The 13,966-nt window shown below is 41.8% G+C and carries 27 protein-coding genes; all 27 read left to right on the top strand.

What is annotated here, in order from left to right; genetic code table 11:
• Nucleotides 1-2,106, top strand: a complete 2,106-nt coding sequence (gene fusA / locus GV030_RS20360) for an elongation factor G (protein WP_159585195.1) — start codon at nucleotides 1-3, stop codon at nucleotides 2,104-2,106.
• Nucleotides 2,107-2,118: 12 nt separating this feature from the next.
• Nucleotides 2,119-2,424 (top strand): 30S ribosomal protein S10, encoded by a 306-nt coding sequence (rpsJ, locus tag GV030_RS20355; RefSeq protein WP_159585194.1) that lies wholly within the window; start codon nucleotides 2,119-2,121, stop codon nucleotides 2,422-2,424.
• Between the two features lie 168 nt (nucleotides 2,425-2,592).
• Nucleotides 2,593-3,225 (top strand): 50S ribosomal protein L3, encoded by a 633-nt coding sequence (gene rplC / locus GV030_RS20350; RefSeq protein WP_159585193.1) that lies wholly within the window; start codon nucleotides 2,593-2,595, stop codon nucleotides 3,223-3,225.
• A gap of 2 nt (nucleotides 3,226-3,227) precedes the next feature.
• Nucleotides 3,228-3,854 carry a 50S ribosomal protein L4 gene (gene rplD / locus GV030_RS20345; protein WP_159585192.1) on the top strand — a complete coding sequence of 209 codons (627 nt, stop codon included), beginning with the start codon at nucleotides 3,228-3,230 and terminating at the stop codon, nucleotides 3,852-3,854.
• A 1-nt stretch (nucleotide 3,855) separates the two neighbouring features.
• Nucleotides 3,856-4,143, top strand: coding sequence for a 50S ribosomal protein L23 (rplW, locus tag GV030_RS20340; RefSeq protein WP_159585191.1), 288 nt, complete (start codon nucleotides 3,856-3,858; stop codon nucleotides 4,141-4,143).
• A 13-nt stretch (nucleotides 4,144-4,156) separates the two neighbouring features.
• Nucleotides 4,157-4,978 (top strand): 50S ribosomal protein L2, encoded by an 822-nt coding sequence (gene rplB / locus GV030_RS20335; protein ID WP_159585190.1) that lies wholly within the window; start codon nucleotides 4,157-4,159, stop codon nucleotides 4,976-4,978.
• Nucleotides 4,978-5,256, top strand: coding sequence for a 30S ribosomal protein S19 (gene rpsS / locus GV030_RS20330; protein WP_159585189.1), 279 nt, complete (start codon nucleotides 4,978-4,980; stop codon nucleotides 5,254-5,256). The genes rplB and rpsS overlap by 1 nt, the downstream gene beginning before the upstream one ends.
• A gap of 119 nt (nucleotides 5,257-5,375) precedes the next feature.
• Nucleotides 5,376-5,735: a 50S ribosomal protein L22 gene (rplV, locus tag GV030_RS20325; RefSeq protein ID WP_370519088.1), complete on the top strand. Its 360-nt coding sequence runs from the start codon at nucleotides 5,376-5,378 to the stop codon at nucleotides 5,733-5,735.
• Entirely contained in the window at nucleotides 5,736-6,497 is a 762-nt protein-coding gene (gene rpsC / locus GV030_RS20320; protein ID WP_159585187.1) for a 30S ribosomal protein S3, read from the top strand.
• A 21-nt stretch (nucleotides 6,498-6,518) separates the two neighbouring features.
• Nucleotides 6,519-6,941, top strand: coding sequence for a 50S ribosomal protein L16 (gene rplP / locus GV030_RS20315; protein ID WP_159585186.1), 423 nt, complete (start codon nucleotides 6,519-6,521; stop codon nucleotides 6,939-6,941).
• Nucleotides 6,938-7,132: a 50S ribosomal protein L29 gene (gene rpmC / locus GV030_RS20310; protein ID WP_159585185.1), complete on the top strand. Its 195-nt coding sequence runs from the start codon at nucleotides 6,938-6,940 to the stop codon at nucleotides 7,130-7,132. The genes rplP and rpmC overlap by 4 nt, the downstream gene beginning before the upstream one ends.
• A 7-nt stretch (nucleotides 7,133-7,139) precedes the next feature.
• Nucleotides 7,140-7,394, top strand: coding sequence for a 30S ribosomal protein S17 (rpsQ, locus tag GV030_RS20305; protein WP_159585184.1), 255 nt, complete (start codon nucleotides 7,140-7,142; stop codon nucleotides 7,392-7,394).
• Between the two features lies 1 nt (nucleotide 7,395).
• Complete coding sequence (gene rplN, locus GV030_RS20300) at nucleotides 7,396-7,764, top strand: 50S ribosomal protein L14 (protein WP_159585183.1); 369 nt, start codon at nucleotides 7,396-7,398, stop codon at nucleotides 7,762-7,764.
• The gene (gene rplX, locus GV030_RS20295) at nucleotides 7,764-8,108 is read left to right on the top strand and encodes a 50S ribosomal protein L24 (protein ID WP_370519087.1); all 345 of its coding nucleotides are present in this window, start codon (nucleotides 7,764-7,766) and stop codon (nucleotides 8,106-8,108) included. Before rplN ends, rplX begins: the two co-directional genes overlap by 1 nt.
• On the top strand, nucleotides 8,101-8,655 hold the full coding sequence (rplE, locus tag GV030_RS20290) for a 50S ribosomal protein L5 (protein WP_159585182.1): 555 nt from the start codon (nucleotides 8,101-8,103) through the stop codon (nucleotides 8,653-8,655). The genes rplX and rplE overlap by 8 nt, the downstream gene beginning before the upstream one ends.
• 5 nt (nucleotides 8,656-8,660) lie before the next feature.
• Nucleotides 8,661-8,930: a 30S ribosomal protein S14 gene (rpsN, locus tag GV030_RS20285; RefSeq protein WP_159585181.1), complete on the top strand. Its 270-nt coding sequence runs from the start codon at nucleotides 8,661-8,663 to the stop codon at nucleotides 8,928-8,930.
• Between the two features lie 85 nt (nucleotides 8,931-9,015).
• A complete protein-coding gene (gene rpsH / locus GV030_RS20280) occupies nucleotides 9,016-9,414 on the top strand; it encodes a 30S ribosomal protein S8 (RefSeq protein WP_159585180.1) in 399 nt (132 codons plus the stop codon).
• A gap of 14 nt (nucleotides 9,415-9,428) precedes the next feature.
• Nucleotides 9,429-9,980, top strand: coding sequence for a 50S ribosomal protein L6 (gene rplF / locus GV030_RS20275; protein ID WP_159585179.1), 552 nt, complete (start codon nucleotides 9,429-9,431; stop codon nucleotides 9,978-9,980).
• 8 nt (nucleotides 9,981-9,988) lie between these two features.
• A complete protein-coding gene (gene rplR / locus GV030_RS20270) occupies nucleotides 9,989-10,336 on the top strand; it encodes a 50S ribosomal protein L18 (protein ID WP_159585178.1) in 348 nt (115 codons plus the stop codon).
• Between the two features lie 8 nt (nucleotides 10,337-10,344).
• Complete coding sequence (gene rpsE, locus GV030_RS20265) at nucleotides 10,345-10,863, top strand: 30S ribosomal protein S5 (RefSeq protein ID WP_159585177.1); 519 nt, start codon at nucleotides 10,345-10,347, stop codon at nucleotides 10,861-10,863.
• A 4-nt stretch (nucleotides 10,864-10,867) separates the two neighbouring features.
• Entirely contained in the window at nucleotides 10,868-11,047 is a 180-nt protein-coding gene (gene rpmD, locus GV030_RS20260; RefSeq protein WP_159585176.1) for a 50S ribosomal protein L30, read from the top strand.
• Nucleotide 11,048: 1 nt separating this feature from the next.
• Nucleotides 11,049-11,498 (top strand): 50S ribosomal protein L15, encoded by a 450-nt coding sequence (gene rplO, locus GV030_RS20255; RefSeq protein ID WP_159585175.1) that lies wholly within the window; start codon nucleotides 11,049-11,051, stop codon nucleotides 11,496-11,498.
• 3 nt (nucleotides 11,499-11,501) lie between these two features.
• On the top strand, nucleotides 11,502-12,824 hold the full coding sequence (gene secY, locus GV030_RS20250) for a preprotein translocase subunit SecY (protein ID WP_159585174.1): 1,323 nt from the start codon (nucleotides 11,502-11,504) through the stop codon (nucleotides 12,822-12,824).
• Nucleotides 12,824-13,042: a translation initiation factor IF-1 gene (gene infA, locus GV030_RS20245; protein ID WP_159585173.1), complete on the top strand. Its 219-nt coding sequence runs from the start codon at nucleotides 12,824-12,826 to the stop codon at nucleotides 13,040-13,042. Before secY ends, infA begins: the two co-directional genes overlap by 1 nt.
• 5 nt (nucleotides 13,043-13,047) lie before the next feature.
• Nucleotides 13,048-13,164, top strand: coding sequence for a 50S ribosomal protein L36 (rpmJ, locus tag GV030_RS20240; protein ID WP_009034194.1), 117 nt, complete (start codon nucleotides 13,048-13,050; stop codon nucleotides 13,162-13,164).
• Between the two features lie 3 nt (nucleotides 13,165-13,167).
• Nucleotides 13,168-13,545 carry a 30S ribosomal protein S13 gene (gene rpsM, locus GV030_RS20235; RefSeq protein ID WP_159585172.1) on the top strand — a complete coding sequence of 126 codons (378 nt, stop codon included), beginning with the start codon at nucleotides 13,168-13,170 and terminating at the stop codon, nucleotides 13,543-13,545.
• A gap of 9 nt (nucleotides 13,546-13,554) precedes the next feature.
• A complete protein-coding gene (gene rpsK, locus GV030_RS20230; protein WP_159585171.1) occupies nucleotides 13,555-13,947 on the top strand; it encodes a 30S ribosomal protein S11 in 393 nt (130 codons plus the stop codon).
• Nucleotides 13,948-13,966 lie beyond the last annotated feature (19 nt).

Genomic DNA, 13,966 nt, shown 5'->3' with positions numbered 1-13,966 from the left:
ATGGCTAGAGATTTAAAATACACAAGGAATATAGGTATCGCTGCGCACATTGATGCGGGTAAGACCACTACAACTGAACGTATCCTGTTTTATACTGGGGTAACTCACAAGATTGGTGAGGTTCATGATGGAGCGGCTACCATGGACTGGATGGAGCAGGAGCAAGAACGAGGTATTACTATTACCTCTGCAGCTACCACTGTATTCTGGAAATATAAGAACGACGATTACCATATTAATATTATTGATACTCCGGGTCACGTGGATTTCACCGTTGAGGTGAACAGATCCTTGAGGGTATTGGATGGTTTGGTATTCCTTTTTAGTGCGGTTGATGGTGTAGAGCCACAGTCTGAGACTAACTGGAGACTTGCTGACAATTATAAAGTAGCTCGAATTGGTTTCGTCAATAAGATGGACCGTCAGGGTGCTGACTTTTTGAATGTTTGTCGACAGGTGAAGGAGATGCTTGGAACCAAAGCAGTTCCGTTGCAATTGCCAATCGGATCAGAGGATAAATTTCAGGGTGTTGTTGATTTGGTTTCAAACACAGGGATGGTTTGGAACGAAGAAGACTTTGGAATGACTTGGAGTGAGGTGCCGATTCCTGAAGATATGTTGGATGAGGTGGCTGAGTACAGACAAGCGCTTCTGGAGGCAGTTGCAGACTATGATGAGACCCTTCTTGAGAAGTATTTCGAAGATCCAGAGTCCATTACTGAAGACGAAATTATAGCTGCACTTCGTGCCGCTACTATTGACCTGGCCTTTGTGCCAATGCTTTGTGGTTCTGCTTTCAAGAACAAAGGAGTACAAACGATGCTCAACTATGTGATGGAATTACTTCCTTCACCGCTTGATAGAGACAACATTACCGGAACAGATCCGGACACAGAAGAGAAGATTTCAAGAAAGCCTTCTGAGAGCGAGCCATTTGCTGCGCTAGCTTTCAAAATTGCTACCGATCCATTTGTGGGCAGATTGTGTTTTATCAGATCCTATTCAGGATTGCTTAATTCAGGTTCATATGTTCACAACATGCGTACGGATAAGAAGGAGCGTATCTCCCGTATTTTCCAGATGCATGCTAATAAGCAGAATCAAATTGATGCCTTGCATTGTGGAGATATTGGAGCGGTAGTAGGGTTTAAAGATATTAAGACCGGTGACACCCTTTGTGATGAGAAACATCAAATCATATTGGAGTCAATGGTATTCCCGGAACCTGTTATTGGTTATGCTATTGAGCCTAAACAACAGGCGGATGTAGATAAGTTGGGAATGGCGATCTCTAAGTTGGTAGAAGAGGATCCTACCTTGCAGGTGGAGACAGATCAGGAGACTGGTCAGACCATCCTGAGAGGAATGGGTGAACTTCACCTTGATATCATCATCGATAGACTTAAGAGAGAGTTTAAAGTAGAGATCAATCAGGGAGCTCCTCAGGTGGCTTACAAGGAGGCGATCAATACTACTGTTGAGCACAAGGAGGTTTATAAGAAACAAACTGGTGGTCGAGGTAAGTTTGCAGATATCGTATTCGAACTAGGGCCTGTGGATGAAGACTTCACTGGTGAAGGTCTACAGTTTCAGAATGACATTGTAGGTGGTGTGATTCCTAGAGAATTCATCCCGGCGATTGAAAAAGGATTTAAGGAAGCTATGAAAAACGGTCCTTTGGCCGGTTTCCCTCTGGATTCTATGAAGGTAAGACTTTTCCATGGTTCTTTCCATGATGTGGATTCCGATGCACTATCTTTTGAATTGGCTGCAAGAGCCGGTTTCAGAGCCGCAGCGAGCAAGGCTAAGCCTGCTCTTCTTGAGCCTATCATGGCTGTAGATGCAGTGACGCCAGATGAGTACACAGGATCCATCACAGGCGATTTGAATAGAAGAAGAGGAATGATGAAAGGAATGGATACAAAAGGTACTTCACAGGTTGTGAAGGCGGATGTACCTCTGTCAGAACTCTTTGGATATGTTACTGACCTTAGAACGATGAGTTCGGGTAGGGCCACAGCGTCACTCACCTTTGCTCATTATGCTCAGGTGCCTGCTGGTATTGCAGATGCAGTTATCAAAAAGACAAAAGGAGAAGCGGTTTAATTAACACAGATCATGAACCAAAAAATTAGAATAAAACTGAAATCGTACGATCACAATTTGGTGGATAAGTCCTCTGAAAAGATAGTACGCGCTGTAAAGACTACAGGAGCTGTGGTAAGCGGACCGATTCCCTTGCCAACTGTGAAAGAGAAGTTTACAGTTTTGAGATCGCCCCACGTGAACAAGAAGGCTCGTGAGCAGTTTCAGCTTTGTACCTACAAAAGACTGGTAGATATTTACTCTAACAGTGCTAAGACTGTAGATGCATTAATGAAGCTTGAGCTTCCTAGTGGAGTTGACGTAGAGATTAAGGTATAGTTACTTTTATAGTAAAAGAAGAAGAACCAATAGCTGTGGTGTTATTGGTTCTTTTTTTGTCTCAAAAATTGAATTAAATCTTTTGTTCGGATCATGGAATTGCTATCTTTGCAGTCCTTTTTACGAAAAGTTTATCCGGAAACGGTAAAAGAATAAATATTAAGCAAAATGCCTGGAATAATTGGTAGAAAAATCGGGATGACTAGCGTTTACAATGAGGAGGGTAAGAATCTTGCCTGTACGCTCATTGAAGCTGGTCCTTGTGTAGTGACACAAGTAAAAGATAAAGAGTCTGACGGATATCGTGCAGTTCAATTGGCTTATGGTGAGCGCAAGGAGAAAAACACACCTAAAGCATTGAAAGGACATTTTGCAAAGGCCAAGACGACTCCTAAAAGTAAGTTGTTTGAATTCAGAGATTTCAGAGCTGAGTTTGACGATAAGGTGAAGCTTGGAAATACCATCAAGATCGAAGACGTGTTCGTAGAGCAGGACTTTGTGGATGTTGTTGGTACATCTAAAGGTAAGGGCTTCCAGGGTGTTGTTAAGAGACACGGTTTCGGTGGGGTAGGACAAGCCACTCACGGTCAGCATAACAGACTTAGAGCGCCTGGGTCTATCGGAGCATGCTCATTCCCATCCAGAGTGTTTAAGGGTCTTAAAATGGCTGGTAGGACAGGTGGAGACAGGGTGAAAGTAATGAACCTTAAGGTGGTGAAGATTTATCCTGAGAAAAACCTTGTGCTTGTCAGTGGACCAGTACCTGGTGCTAAGAATTCTTATCTAATACTAGAGAAATAAAGATGAAACTGTCAGTTTTCAATATCAAAGGAGAAGATACCGGAAGGGAAGTAACCCTGAGCAAGGATGTGTTTGGTATCGAACCAAATCAACATGCTGTCTACCTTGAGGTGAAGCAGTATTTGGCGAACCAGAGACAAGGTACTCACAAAGTAAAGACTAGAAATGAGATCTCCGGATCTACTAGAAAGATAAAGAAGCAGAAGGGTACAGGAACGGCCAGAGCGGGTAGTATCAAATCACCTGTTTTCAGAGGTGGTGGTACCATGTTTGGTCCTGAGCCAAGAGACTATAGCTTTAAGTTGAATAAGAAAGTAAAGCACTTGGCTAAGAAGTCTGCTTTCTCTTCAAAAGCAAAAGACAAGCAAATCAAAATATTGGAAGATTTCTCATTTGAGAATCCAAAGACTCAGGAATTTGCTGGCATTCTTGCTAACCTGGAGTTGAACAATAAGAAATCATTACTCATACTGAGTGAAGCAAATAAGAACGTGTTCTTATCATCTCGCAACCTGAAGAATACGAAAGTATCTACAGCCAACGAGATAAGCACTTATGACTTGGTGAACGCTGAGTTGGTAGTGTTGTTGGAGAGTTCAGTAGAGGTAATTCAAAATACATTAAACTGAGATGGGAGTATTAATAAAACCTTTGGTAACTGAGAAGGCTTCAGCCCTCAACGAGCACGGAAAATACGGCTTTGTGGTGGACAAAAAGGCCAACAAGGTTCAAATTAAGAAAGAGGTGGAAAAAACCTACGGTGTTACAGTAGAAAGTGTAAACACTATGGTTCACCCCGGAAAATCAAAATCCAGGTATTCAAAGTCTGGAGTGATTGAAGGAAAGACACCATCTCAGAAGAGAGCTATTGTGAAGGTAGCTGATGGTGATATCATTGATTTTTATAGCGGAATATAAAATAAACAGATAGATGGCTGTTAAGAAACTTAGACCCGTTACACCCGGACAGAGATTTAGAGTAGCACCGGTTTTCGATAAGATTACCAAAACTACTCCTGAGAAGTCTCTTCTAACCTCCAAAGGAAAAAAGGGAGGTAGAAACAATCAGGGTCGGATGACGATAAGAAACGTAGGAGGAGGACATAAGCAGAAGCTTAGAACCATTGATTTCAAGAGAGATAAAGAGGGGATTCCTGCTACAGTTAAGGCAATTGAATACGATCCGGGAAGAACTGCTAGAATAGCCTTGCTTTTCTACGCTGACGGAGAGAAGAGATACATCATTGCTCCTGCAAATCTTGAGGTTGGCACTGAGATTATCTCAGGACCTGGCGTACCTCCTGAAGTAGGTAATGCATTGCCACTATCTGATATTCCACTTGGTACAATTGTACACAACATAGAGTTGAAGCCTGGTAAGGGTGGAGCTATTACAAGGAGTGCAGGTACTTATGCGCAGCTAGTAGCCAGAGAAGGTAAATACGCCACGTTGAAGCTTCCTTCCGGGGAGATGAGAATGGTTTTGATCACTTGCTATGCGACTATCGGGATTGTTTCTAACAATGATCACATGAATGTGCGCTTGGGTAAGGCTGGTAGAAACAGATGGAAAGGTAGAAGACCTAGAGTAAGAGGGGTAGTAATGAACCCTGTAGATCACCCGATGGGTGGTGGTGAAGGTAGATCATCTGGTGGTCACCCGAGATCCAGAAACGGACTCTATACCAAAGGAAAGAAAACAAGAAAGCCGAATAAATATTCTGATAAGCTGATTATAACTAAGAGAAAATAATGGCAAGATCACTAAAAAAAGGACCTTATATAGACTTCAGACTTGAGAAGAAGGTAGACGCCATGAATGAGTCTGGAAAAAAATCAGTCATCAAAACATGGTCTCGGAGATCGATGATCTCGCCGGATTTTGTTGGTCAGACATTCGCAGTACATAATGGTAATAAGTTTATCCCTGTTTTCGTCACTGAAAACATGGTGGGACACAAGCTTGGTGAGTTTGCTCCTACCAGAAACTTTAGAGGCCATATTGCTAAAAAAGATAAAGGTAGAAGATAATAAAGATGGAAACTGCAGAAAAGAAAGTTAAGAAATCAGTCAGGATTCGTCTTCAAAAGGAAGCGATCAAGAAGCACAAAGAAGAAAACGCTGGTAAGTTAGGCGCTGTAAAATCTTCTTTGAAGAATGTACCAACATCACCTCGTAAGATGAGATTGATCGCGGACATGATCAGAGGTCAGAAAGTTAATGTGGCCCTCAACCTTTTGAAATTTGACAATAAGCATGCTTCCCTTACGATGGAGAAATTGCTCATGACAGCTATCGCTGATTGGCAAGCCAGTAATGGGGATGTGAATATTGAAGACGCCGAGCTAGTGGTGAAGGAAGTGTTTGTAGACGGAGGCCGGATGCTAAAGAGATTGCGACCAGCTCCTCAGGGACGGGCGCACAGGATTAGAAAAAGATCTAATCATATCACCATTATCGTGAGTGATGTAAATGAGAGTAATCAGTCTGAAGAAAAAGAAACTAAATAAATGGGACAGAAGGTAAATCCAGTTGGATTCAGATTAGGAATCGTTAAAGGATGGGATTCTGCGTGGTTTGGCGGCAAAGATTTTTCCGATAAAATCGTTGAAGACCACAAAATCAGAGAGTACATCAGTGCGCGTATTCCTAAGGGTGGTATTTCTAAAGTCATTATTGAGCGTACGCTTAAAAGAATTACTCTTACTGTACACACTGCTCGTCCGGGCGTGGTGATTGGTAAAGGTGGATCTGAAGTGGACAAAATCAAAGAAGAGCTCAAGAAGCTGACTGGGAAAGACCTTCAGATCAATATTTTTGAAATCAAAAGACCTGAGTTGGATGCCAAGTTGGTGGGTGAGTCAATTGCTCAGCAGTTACAGGCGAGAATTTCTTACAGAAGAGCGATGAAGCAGGCTATAGCCTCTGCAATGCGAGTAGGAGCTCAGGGAATTAAAGTAAAGGTGTCTGGTCGTCTTGGTGGAGCTGAGATGGCACGTTCTGAGCAGTATAAAGAAGGTAGAATTCCTTTGCATACACTTAGAGCTGATATTGACTATGCGATCTCTGAAGCAGCTACTGTATACGGTAAAATCGGTATAAAAGTATGGATCTTCAAAGGAGAAGTATTCGGTAAGAGAGACCTTTCTCCAAATGTAGGCCAGGCAAGTACAGGTGGTGGCAATAGCAACGCACCGGGACAGCCAGGAGGACCAAGAAGAAGAAGAGGTGGAGCCAATGAAGGCCCTAAGAGGAGACGTGATCGCAAATAATCTCATAAACGCTAAGTAGAAATGTTACAGCCAAAGAGAACCAAATTTAGAAAAAAGCAGAAGGGCCGGGTTAAAGGTATAGCTCAGAGAGGTCATAGATTGTCTTTCGGAAACTTCGGAATAAAATCAATGGAAGCCGGATGGATTACCTCCAGACAGATTGAGGCTTCACGTATCGCGGTTACTAGAGCGATGAAGAGAGAAGGTCAGGTTTGGATCAGGATTTTTCCAGACAAGCCGATCACCAAAAAGCCTGCAGAGGTGAGGATGGGTAAAGGTAAAGGAGCACCGGAATATTGGGTAGCTGTAGTTAAGCCAGGTACCATCATATTCGAAGCATCAGGTATATCTACTGAGCTGGCGAAAGAAGCGTTGAGATTGGCACAGCAGAAGCTTCCGATCAAAACTAAATTTGTTGTAAGAAGAGACTATACTGGAGAATGAAAAATTCAGAACTAAGAGGTTTGAGCCTGGATGAGCTTAAAAATAAGCTCGTTGCTGAGAAAGATAATTATGGCAAATTGAAATTTGCTCACAGCATCACGCCGATCGAGAATCCTATGAAGATCAGAGAAAGCAGAAAGCTGGTGGCAAGGATTCAAACAGAAATAACAGCCAAAGAAATAAGTAAATAACGCATCGATGGAAAGAAATTTGCGAAAAGAGCGTGTCGGACAAGTGGTTAGCAATAAAATGCAGAAGACCATTACCATCAAAGTGGATAGAAAGGTAAAGCATCCTATCTACGGTAAGTTTATCCGAAAAACGACAAAATTTTCTGCGCATGATGAGAACAATGATTGCAATATCGGTGATACCGTACGCATCATGGAAACTCGTCCGCTGAGCAAGAACAAAAGGTGGAGATTAGTAGAAATACTCGAACGAGCTAAGTAAAATGATACAGCAGGAATCAAGGCTAAATGTAGCAGATAACAGTGGTGCAAAGGAAGTACTTTGTATCAGAGTTTTAGGAGGCACGGGGAAACGTTACGCCTCAGTGGGAGACACTATTGTTGTGACTGTAAAATCAGCGATCTCTTCCAGTAGTTTAAAGAAAGGAACAGTTTCTAAAGCTGTGATCGTTCGAACCAAAAAAGAGGTAAGAAGAAAAGACGGATCTTATATCCGTTTTGAAGATAATGCTGCAGTTCTTCTCAATGCCAACAATGAGCCTAGAGGTACCCGTATCTTCGGCCCTGTGGCTAGAGAGTTGAGAGAGCGTCAGTACATGAGAATTGTGTCATTAGCACCTGAAGTACTTTAATGATGAATAACCACAAAGCAAATAAGTTTCACATCAGAAAGGGCGATACCGTAAAGGTATTGGCTGGAAACGATAAGGATAAAACTGGTAAGGTCCTGGAGGTCATATCAGAAAAATACAGAGCGATAGTTGAAGGTGTCAACATCGTGACCAAGCACAAGAAGCCTTCTGCTACTTCTCCTGAGGGTGGAAGAGAGCAAACTGAGGCTCCAGTGCACATGAGTAATCTGATGGTAGTAGATCCTGCTACTGGAGAGGCTACTCGATCTGGCAGGAAGCTCAACGAGAGTGGAAAATTGCAGAGATATTCTAAAAAAACAGGAGAATTTATCACTAATGGCTAGACCTAGATTAAAAGAAAAGTATATCCAAGAGATTGCACCTGCATTGAAAGAAAAGTTTCAATACAAGTCAGTGATGCAAGTACCTAAGCTTGTTAAAATCTCTGTGAATAAAGGAATTGGAGCCGCTGTTGCTGATAAAAAGCTTGTGGATGTGGGGGTTGAAGAACTAACCACCATCACAGGACAGAAAGCGGTACCTACTGTTGCCAAACTTTCTATCTCGAACTTTAAGTTGAGAGAAGGTATGCCTATCGGAGCTCGTGTCACCCTAAGAGGAGACAAAATGTATGAGTTTCTTGACAGACTCATGACAGTGGCTTTGCCACGTGTTCGTGACTTCAAAGGCATTAAGCAAAAGGGATTTGATGGCCACGGTAATTATAGCCTTGGTATCGAAGAGCAGATCATCTTCCCTGAGATCAGTATTGATAAGATTAACAGAATCACCGGTATGGACATCACGTTTGTGACCACCGCAGAAACTGATGAAGAAAGTTTAGCACTACTCAAAGCATTCGGAATGCCGTTTGTAGCGGGTAAAAAATAAAAGACATGGCTAAAGAATCGATAAAAGCAAGAGAAAGAAAAAGAGAGAAGCTAGTAGCTCGATATGCAAATAAGCGTGCAGCTTTGAAAGAAGCTGGTGATTATGAAGCATTGGATAAACTTCCAAGAAACTCGTCTAAAGTAAGATTACACAACAGATGTAAGCTTACCGGAAGACCTAAAGGTTACATGAGGAAGTTTGGTATTTCCAGGGTTACCTTCAGAGAAATGGCCAATGATGGCAAGATCCCTGGAGTGACAAAAGCTAGCTGGTAATCTTTATTTCATCTTAGCTTAGATTTTTAAAAATATTCATTTAATTTTGCACCCCGTTTTCGGGGTATTTAATTGTATAAAGATAATGGTAACAGATCCGATTGCAGATTACTTAACAAGGATCAGAAATGCGATAAAAGCAAACCATCGCATTTTAGTGATACCTGCTTCTAATTTGAAGAAGGAAGTAACAAAGGTTTTGCACGAGAAAGGGTTCATCCAGAACTACAAGTTTGAGGATGATGATAAGCAAGGGATCATCAAGATCGCTTTGAAATATAACCCTCAGACTAAACAGTCTGCAATTACTAGCCTGGAAAGGATAAGTAAGCCTGGTTTAAGAAAATATGCTGATGCAGAAAACCTTCCAAGAGTACTAAATGGCCTGGGAATAGCCATTTTGTCTACTTCAAAAGGTGTGCTTTCAGATAAAGAAGCCAGAAAAGAGCATGTCGGAGGCGAAGTGCTGTGTTACGTATATTAAAAAATTGATTTAAAATGTCAAGGATAGGCAAAGCACCCATTTCAATACCTGCAGGAATCAGCATTACCGTGGATAAAACCGTGGTAACAGTGAAAGGTCCTAAGGGAGAGTTGAAGCAAGAAATTCACCCGGATATGAAGGTGAATATTGAAGGAGATACATTAACTGTAGAAAGACCTACTGAGCAGAAGCGTCATAAAGCTATGCACGGACTTTACAGATCACTAATCAACAACATGGTGGTGGGTGTATCTGAAGGTTATAAGAGAGAGTTGGAACTTGTGGGTGTAGGGTATAAAGCCGCAGTACAAGATAATATTCTTGAATTGAACCTTGGTTATTCACATAATATTTTCCTTGCCGTACCAGGTGAAATCAACGTAGGAGCTGAAACTGCTAAGGGTCAAAACCCTAAGGTAACGGTAGAGGGTATTGATAAGCAATTGGTTGGTCAGGTAGCTGCAAAGATCAAATCCTTAAGAAAGGTAGAGCCTTACAAAGGAAAAGGTATCAGGTTTGTTGGTGAAATAGTAAGAAGAAAAGCTGGTAAAACCGCTTCTAAATAATAAATAAGATGGCCGTAACTAAACTAGAGAGAAGAAAGAGAATTAAGCTCGGTATCCGTAGGAAAATCAGCGGTACTGGCACCAGACCAAGGGTGTCTGTCTTCAGAAGCAACAAGGCTATTTATGGTCAGATCATTGACGATGTGAAAGGGGTTACATTGGCCTACGCATCATCTCTTGAACTGGGCAAAGAGCAAATTAACGTAGAGGTATCCAAAGAGGTTGGAAAGAAGCTCGCTGAGAAGGCAAGTGCTGCTGGCATTCAGAGTGTAATCTTCGACAGAAACGGTTACCCATACCATGGTAAAGTGAAGGCGTTTGCCGAAGGAGCACGTGAAGGTGGGCTTAAATTTTAAATAAGATTATGTCACAAAGTAATATAAAAGCAGTAAAAGCCAGCGAAATCGACCTTAAAGAGAAGGTGGTTGCTATCAAGCGAGTAGCTAAGGTTGTAAAAGGTGGTCGAAGATTCAGCTTTTCAGCAATCGTAGTTGTAGGTGATGGTAGTGGTGTAGTGGGATACGGTCTTGGTAAAGCAAACGAGGTGACTGACGCCATTACAAAAGGAGTGGACGATGCAAAGAAAAATCTCGTAAGGGTTCCTTTGTTTAAAACCACAGTACCTCACGAAGCTATTGGTAAATTCGGTGGCGGTTTGGTATTACTTAAGCCTGCAGCTCCTGGTACAGGAGTAATTGCTGGTGGTGCGATGCGTGCTGTTTTGGAGAGTGCTGGGATCCATGATGTATTGGCTAAGTCCAAAGGGTCATCTAACCCACACAACGTGGTAAAGGCTACATTTGATGCCTTGAACAGGATGAGAGATCCTTATGCAGTAGCAAAACAAAGAGGAGTTACGTTAGATAAAGTCTTTAACGGTTAAGAAAATGGCTAAAGTAATAATTACACAGACCAGAAGTATTGTGAAGCGTCCACAACGTCAGAAGAGGACTATCCAGGCTTTGGGTTTAGGCAAAATCAACAGAAGTGTAGAGAAGGAATTGACTCCACAGATTTCTGGTATGATAAATAAGGTTCAGCATTTAATCGAAGTAAAAGAGCTTTAAGATGAAATTAGAATCACTTAAGCCTGCTAGTGGGGCTACTAAAAATAGAAAGAAGATTGCAAGGGGCCAGGGTTCTGGAAAAGGTGGTACTGCTACCAGGGGTCACAAAGGAGCTCAATCTCGTTCGGGTTATTCTCGAAAAATCGGTTTTGAAGGTGGTCAGATGCCACTTCAAAGACGAGTGCCTAAGTTTGGCTTTAAGAATAACAACAAGATCGTAATGAAGCCGCTCAATCTGGATGATTTGCAGGCACTTAGTGAAGCAAAGAAGTTGACCGAGATCACTCCTGAAATACTTAGAGAGAACGGATTGGCTCAAAAGAGCGATAAAATTAAAGTGTTGGGAAGAGGTGAGTTGAAAGCTAAATTGACGGTTAAGGCCCATAAGTTTTCCAAAACAGCTCAAGAAGCTATTGAGAAGGCCGGTGGTACTGCATCTGTAGAAAAATAATAGATGAAGAAGTTTATACAGACGATAAAGAACATTTTTTCCATTGAGGAACTGCGGATTAGAATTCTGAATACTATTGGATTCTTAATTATTTTCCGATTAGGATCTTTTGTGGTTCTTCCTGGTGTGGACCCTGCTCAACTTACTGGTGATGCAGGTGGTATTTTTGGACTCTTAAACACCTTCCTTGGAGGAGCTTTTAGTAGAGCTTCAGTTTTCGGATTGGGTATTATGCCATACATTTCTGCATCCATCGTGTTGCAGCTGATGACTGTGGCTGTTCCTTATTTCCAGAAACTTCAAAAAGAGGGAGATAGTGGACGTAAGAAGATCAGTCAAATTACCAGAGTCCTTACCATATTTATCTGTCTGGCACAATCTATCGGATATTTAACAGCAACTATTCCTTCTGAAGCGATTGTTTTAGAGAATCAGTTTTTGTTTCAAATCTCTTCAATGGTGATTCTTACAGCCGGTACAATTTTTTGTATGTGGTTGGGTGAAAAAATCACCGACAAAGGTATCGGTAATGGTATTTCCATGCTGATCATGATAGGTATTATATCAAGACTTCCTGCATCTCTATGGTATGAGGTGGTAGAAGTAAAAGGATTGCCAGGAGCACTGCTTTCTATCTTAGAATTGGTTGCGTTATTCCTGGTAGTAATGGCTACAGTGGCACTTGTGCAGGCAACCAGAAGGATTCCTGTTCAGTATGCCAAGCAAGTGGTGGGGAACAAGGTATACGGCGGACAGCGTCAGTATATTCCTTTGAAGGTGAACTCATCAGGAGTTATGCCAATCATTTTCGCTCAGTCTCTGATGTTTTTGCCAGCTCTTTTGGCAGGTATATGGAGTCAGGATAGCGACATTGCACAGTACATTGGTACTACTTTCTCAGATATTCAATCCTGGCAATACAACCTGTTGTTTGCCACTTTGATCATATTGTTTACATTCTTCTACACAGCTATTACGATTAATCCTAATCAGATAGCCGATGACATGAAGAGAAACGGAGGTTTTGTTCCGGGTATTAAGCCAGGTAAACAGACTTCAGACTTTATAGATAATGTATTGACCCGTATCACTTTGCCGGGTTCAGTATTCCTTGCAGTGATCGCTATCTTGCCGGCTTTTGCCATGATGGCAGGTGTGAGCACTACTTTTGCTCAATTTTATGGAGGTACCTCCCTGTTGATTATGGTAGGGGTGATCCTTGATACTTTGCAGCAAATAGAGAGCTATCTCTTGATGAGACATTACGAAGGAATGATGAAGTCAGGTAGAGTGAAAGGACGAACTCAAAATACGGCAGTAGCATAATGGCAAAGCAATCATCCATAGAGCAGGACGGTACTATTGTTGAGGCATTATCAAATGCAATGTTTAGAGTAGAGCTTGAAAATGGCCATCAATTGATCGCACATATTTCAGGTAAGATGAGAATGAACTATATCAAGATTTTACCCGGAGACAAGGTGAAGCTTGAGATGTCACCATACGATTTGACTAAAGGAAGAATAGTATATCGCTATAAATAGAAATTATGAAAGTTAAAGCATCCATAAAGAAGCGTAGCGTTGATTGCAAAGTGATCCGAAGAAAAGGAAAGCTTTACGTGATCAATAAGAAGAACCCTAAGTTTAAACAAAGACAAGGATAAGAAATGGCTAGAATTGCAGGAGTTGATATACCCGACAATAAAAGAGGTGAGATTGCTCTTACCTATATTTTTGGAATCGGAAAGAGTTCGGCACAAGGTATTTTGGCCGAGGCTGGTGTAGATCCAAACAAGAAAGTTCAGGATTGGAACGATGATGAGTCAGGTGCCATCAGAACGATCATTGCTGAAAATTTCAAAGTGGAGGGTGTATTGAAATCAGAAGTGCAGCTTAACATTAAGCGCTTGTTGGATATTGGATGCTACCGTGGACTTAGGCATAGAAAAGGTCTTCCTGTGAGGGGTCAAAAGACTAAAAACAATGCCCGAACAAGAAAAGGTAAACGTAAAACTGTAGCTAACAAGAAGAAGGCTGTTAAGTAATCAATAGACATGGCTCAGAAAAGAAAAGATAAGGCAAAAAAGAGAGTAGTAGCAGTAGATGCATTGGGTCAGGCCCACATCCAGGCTACTTTTAACAACATCATTATTTCTTTGACCAACGGTCAGGGACAAGTGATCTCTTGGGCTTCGGCCGGTAAAATGGGTTTTAAAGGTTCTAAGAAGAACACTCCATATGCGGCGCAGGTTGCAGCCCAGGACTGTTCAGCTAAAGCTTACGAGCAGGGACTTAGGAAGGTTGAGGTCTTTGTAAAGGGACCAGGTGCAGGTAGAGAGTCCGCAATCAGAACCATCCAGAACAGTGGTATTGAAGTAACTATCATTAAGGATGTTACGCCGATGCCTCACAACGGATGTCGTCCACCGAAAAGAAGAAGAGTTTAATAGCTAAAAATACTGGGAT

This window comes from Marinoscillum sp. 108 (genome assembly GCF_902506655.1).
Taxonomy (GTDB): Bacteria; Bacteroidota; Bacteroidia; order Cytophagales; family Cyclobacteriaceae; genus Marinoscillum; species Marinoscillum luteum.
Note: the sequence above shows the minus strand (reverse complement) of the source record. Positions and strands in the feature narration are given on the sequence as shown.

Bases quoted from the DNA above. Each gene is read 5' to 3' on its own strand.
- fusA (WP_159585195.1), top strand. From the start codon at position 1: ATGGCTAGAGATTTAAAATACACAAGGAATATAGGTATCGCTGCGCAC.
- rpsJ (WP_159585194.1), top strand. From the start codon at position 2,119: ATGAACCAAAAAATTAGAATAAAACTGAAATCGTACGATCACAATTTG.
- rplC (WP_159585193.1), top strand. From the start codon at position 2,593: ATGCCTGGAATAATTGGTAGAAAAATCGGGATGACTAGCGTTTACAAT.
- rplD (WP_159585192.1), top strand. From the start codon at position 3,228: ATGAAACTGTCAGTTTTCAATATCAAAGGAGAAGATACCGGAAGGGAA.
- rplW (WP_159585191.1), top strand. From the start codon at position 3,856: ATGGGAGTATTAATAAAACCTTTGGTAACTGAGAAGGCTTCAGCCCTC.
- rplB (WP_159585190.1), top strand. From the start codon at position 4,157: ATGGCTGTTAAGAAACTTAGACCCGTTACACCCGGACAGAGATTTAGA.
- rpsS (WP_159585189.1), top strand. From the start codon at position 4,978: ATGGCAAGATCACTAAAAAAAGGACCTTATATAGACTTCAGACTTGAG.
- rpsC (WP_159585187.1), top strand. From the start codon at position 5,736: ATGGGACAGAAGGTAAATCCAGTTGGATTCAGATTAGGAATCGTTAAA.
- rplP (WP_159585186.1), top strand. From the start codon at position 6,519: ATGTTACAGCCAAAGAGAACCAAATTTAGAAAAAAGCAGAAGGGCCGG.
- rpmC (WP_159585185.1), top strand. From the start codon at position 6,938: ATGAAAAATTCAGAACTAAGAGGTTTGAGCCTGGATGAGCTTAAAAAT.
- rpsQ (WP_159585184.1), top strand. From the start codon at position 7,140: ATGGAAAGAAATTTGCGAAAAGAGCGTGTCGGACAAGTGGTTAGCAAT.
- rplN (WP_159585183.1), top strand. From the start codon at position 7,396: ATGATACAGCAGGAATCAAGGCTAAATGTAGCAGATAACAGTGGTGCA.
- rplX (WP_370519087.1), top strand. From the start codon at position 7,764: ATGATGAATAACCACAAAGCAAATAAGTTTCACATCAGAAAGGGCGAT.
- rplE (WP_159585182.1), top strand. From the start codon at position 8,101: ATGGCTAGACCTAGATTAAAAGAAAAGTATATCCAAGAGATTGCACCT.
- rpsN (WP_159585181.1), top strand. From the start codon at position 8,661: ATGGCTAAAGAATCGATAAAAGCAAGAGAAAGAAAAAGAGAGAAGCTA.
- rpsH (WP_159585180.1), top strand. From the start codon at position 9,016: ATGGTAACAGATCCGATTGCAGATTACTTAACAAGGATCAGAAATGCG.
- rplF (WP_159585179.1), top strand. From the start codon at position 9,429: ATGTCAAGGATAGGCAAAGCACCCATTTCAATACCTGCAGGAATCAGC.
- rplR (WP_159585178.1), top strand. From the start codon at position 9,989: ATGGCCGTAACTAAACTAGAGAGAAGAAAGAGAATTAAGCTCGGTATC.
- rpsE (WP_159585177.1), top strand. From the start codon at position 10,345: ATGTCACAAAGTAATATAAAAGCAGTAAAAGCCAGCGAAATCGACCTT.
- rpmD (WP_159585176.1), top strand. From the start codon at position 10,868: ATGGCTAAAGTAATAATTACACAGACCAGAAGTATTGTGAAGCGTCCA.
- rplO (WP_159585175.1), top strand. From the start codon at position 11,049: ATGAAATTAGAATCACTTAAGCCTGCTAGTGGGGCTACTAAAAATAGA.
- secY (WP_159585174.1), top strand. From the start codon at position 11,502: ATGAAGAAGTTTATACAGACGATAAAGAACATTTTTTCCATTGAGGAA.
- infA (WP_159585173.1), top strand. From the start codon at position 12,824: ATGGCAAAGCAATCATCCATAGAGCAGGACGGTACTATTGTTGAGGCA.
- rpmJ (WP_009034194.1), top strand. From the start codon at position 13,048: ATGAAAGTTAAAGCATCCATAAAGAAGCGTAGCGTTGATTGCAAAGTG.
- rpsM (WP_159585172.1), top strand. From the start codon at position 13,168: ATGGCTAGAATTGCAGGAGTTGATATACCCGACAATAAAAGAGGTGAG.
- rpsK (WP_159585171.1), top strand. From the start codon at position 13,555: ATGGCTCAGAAAAGAAAAGATAAGGCAAAAAAGAGAGTAGTAGCAGTA.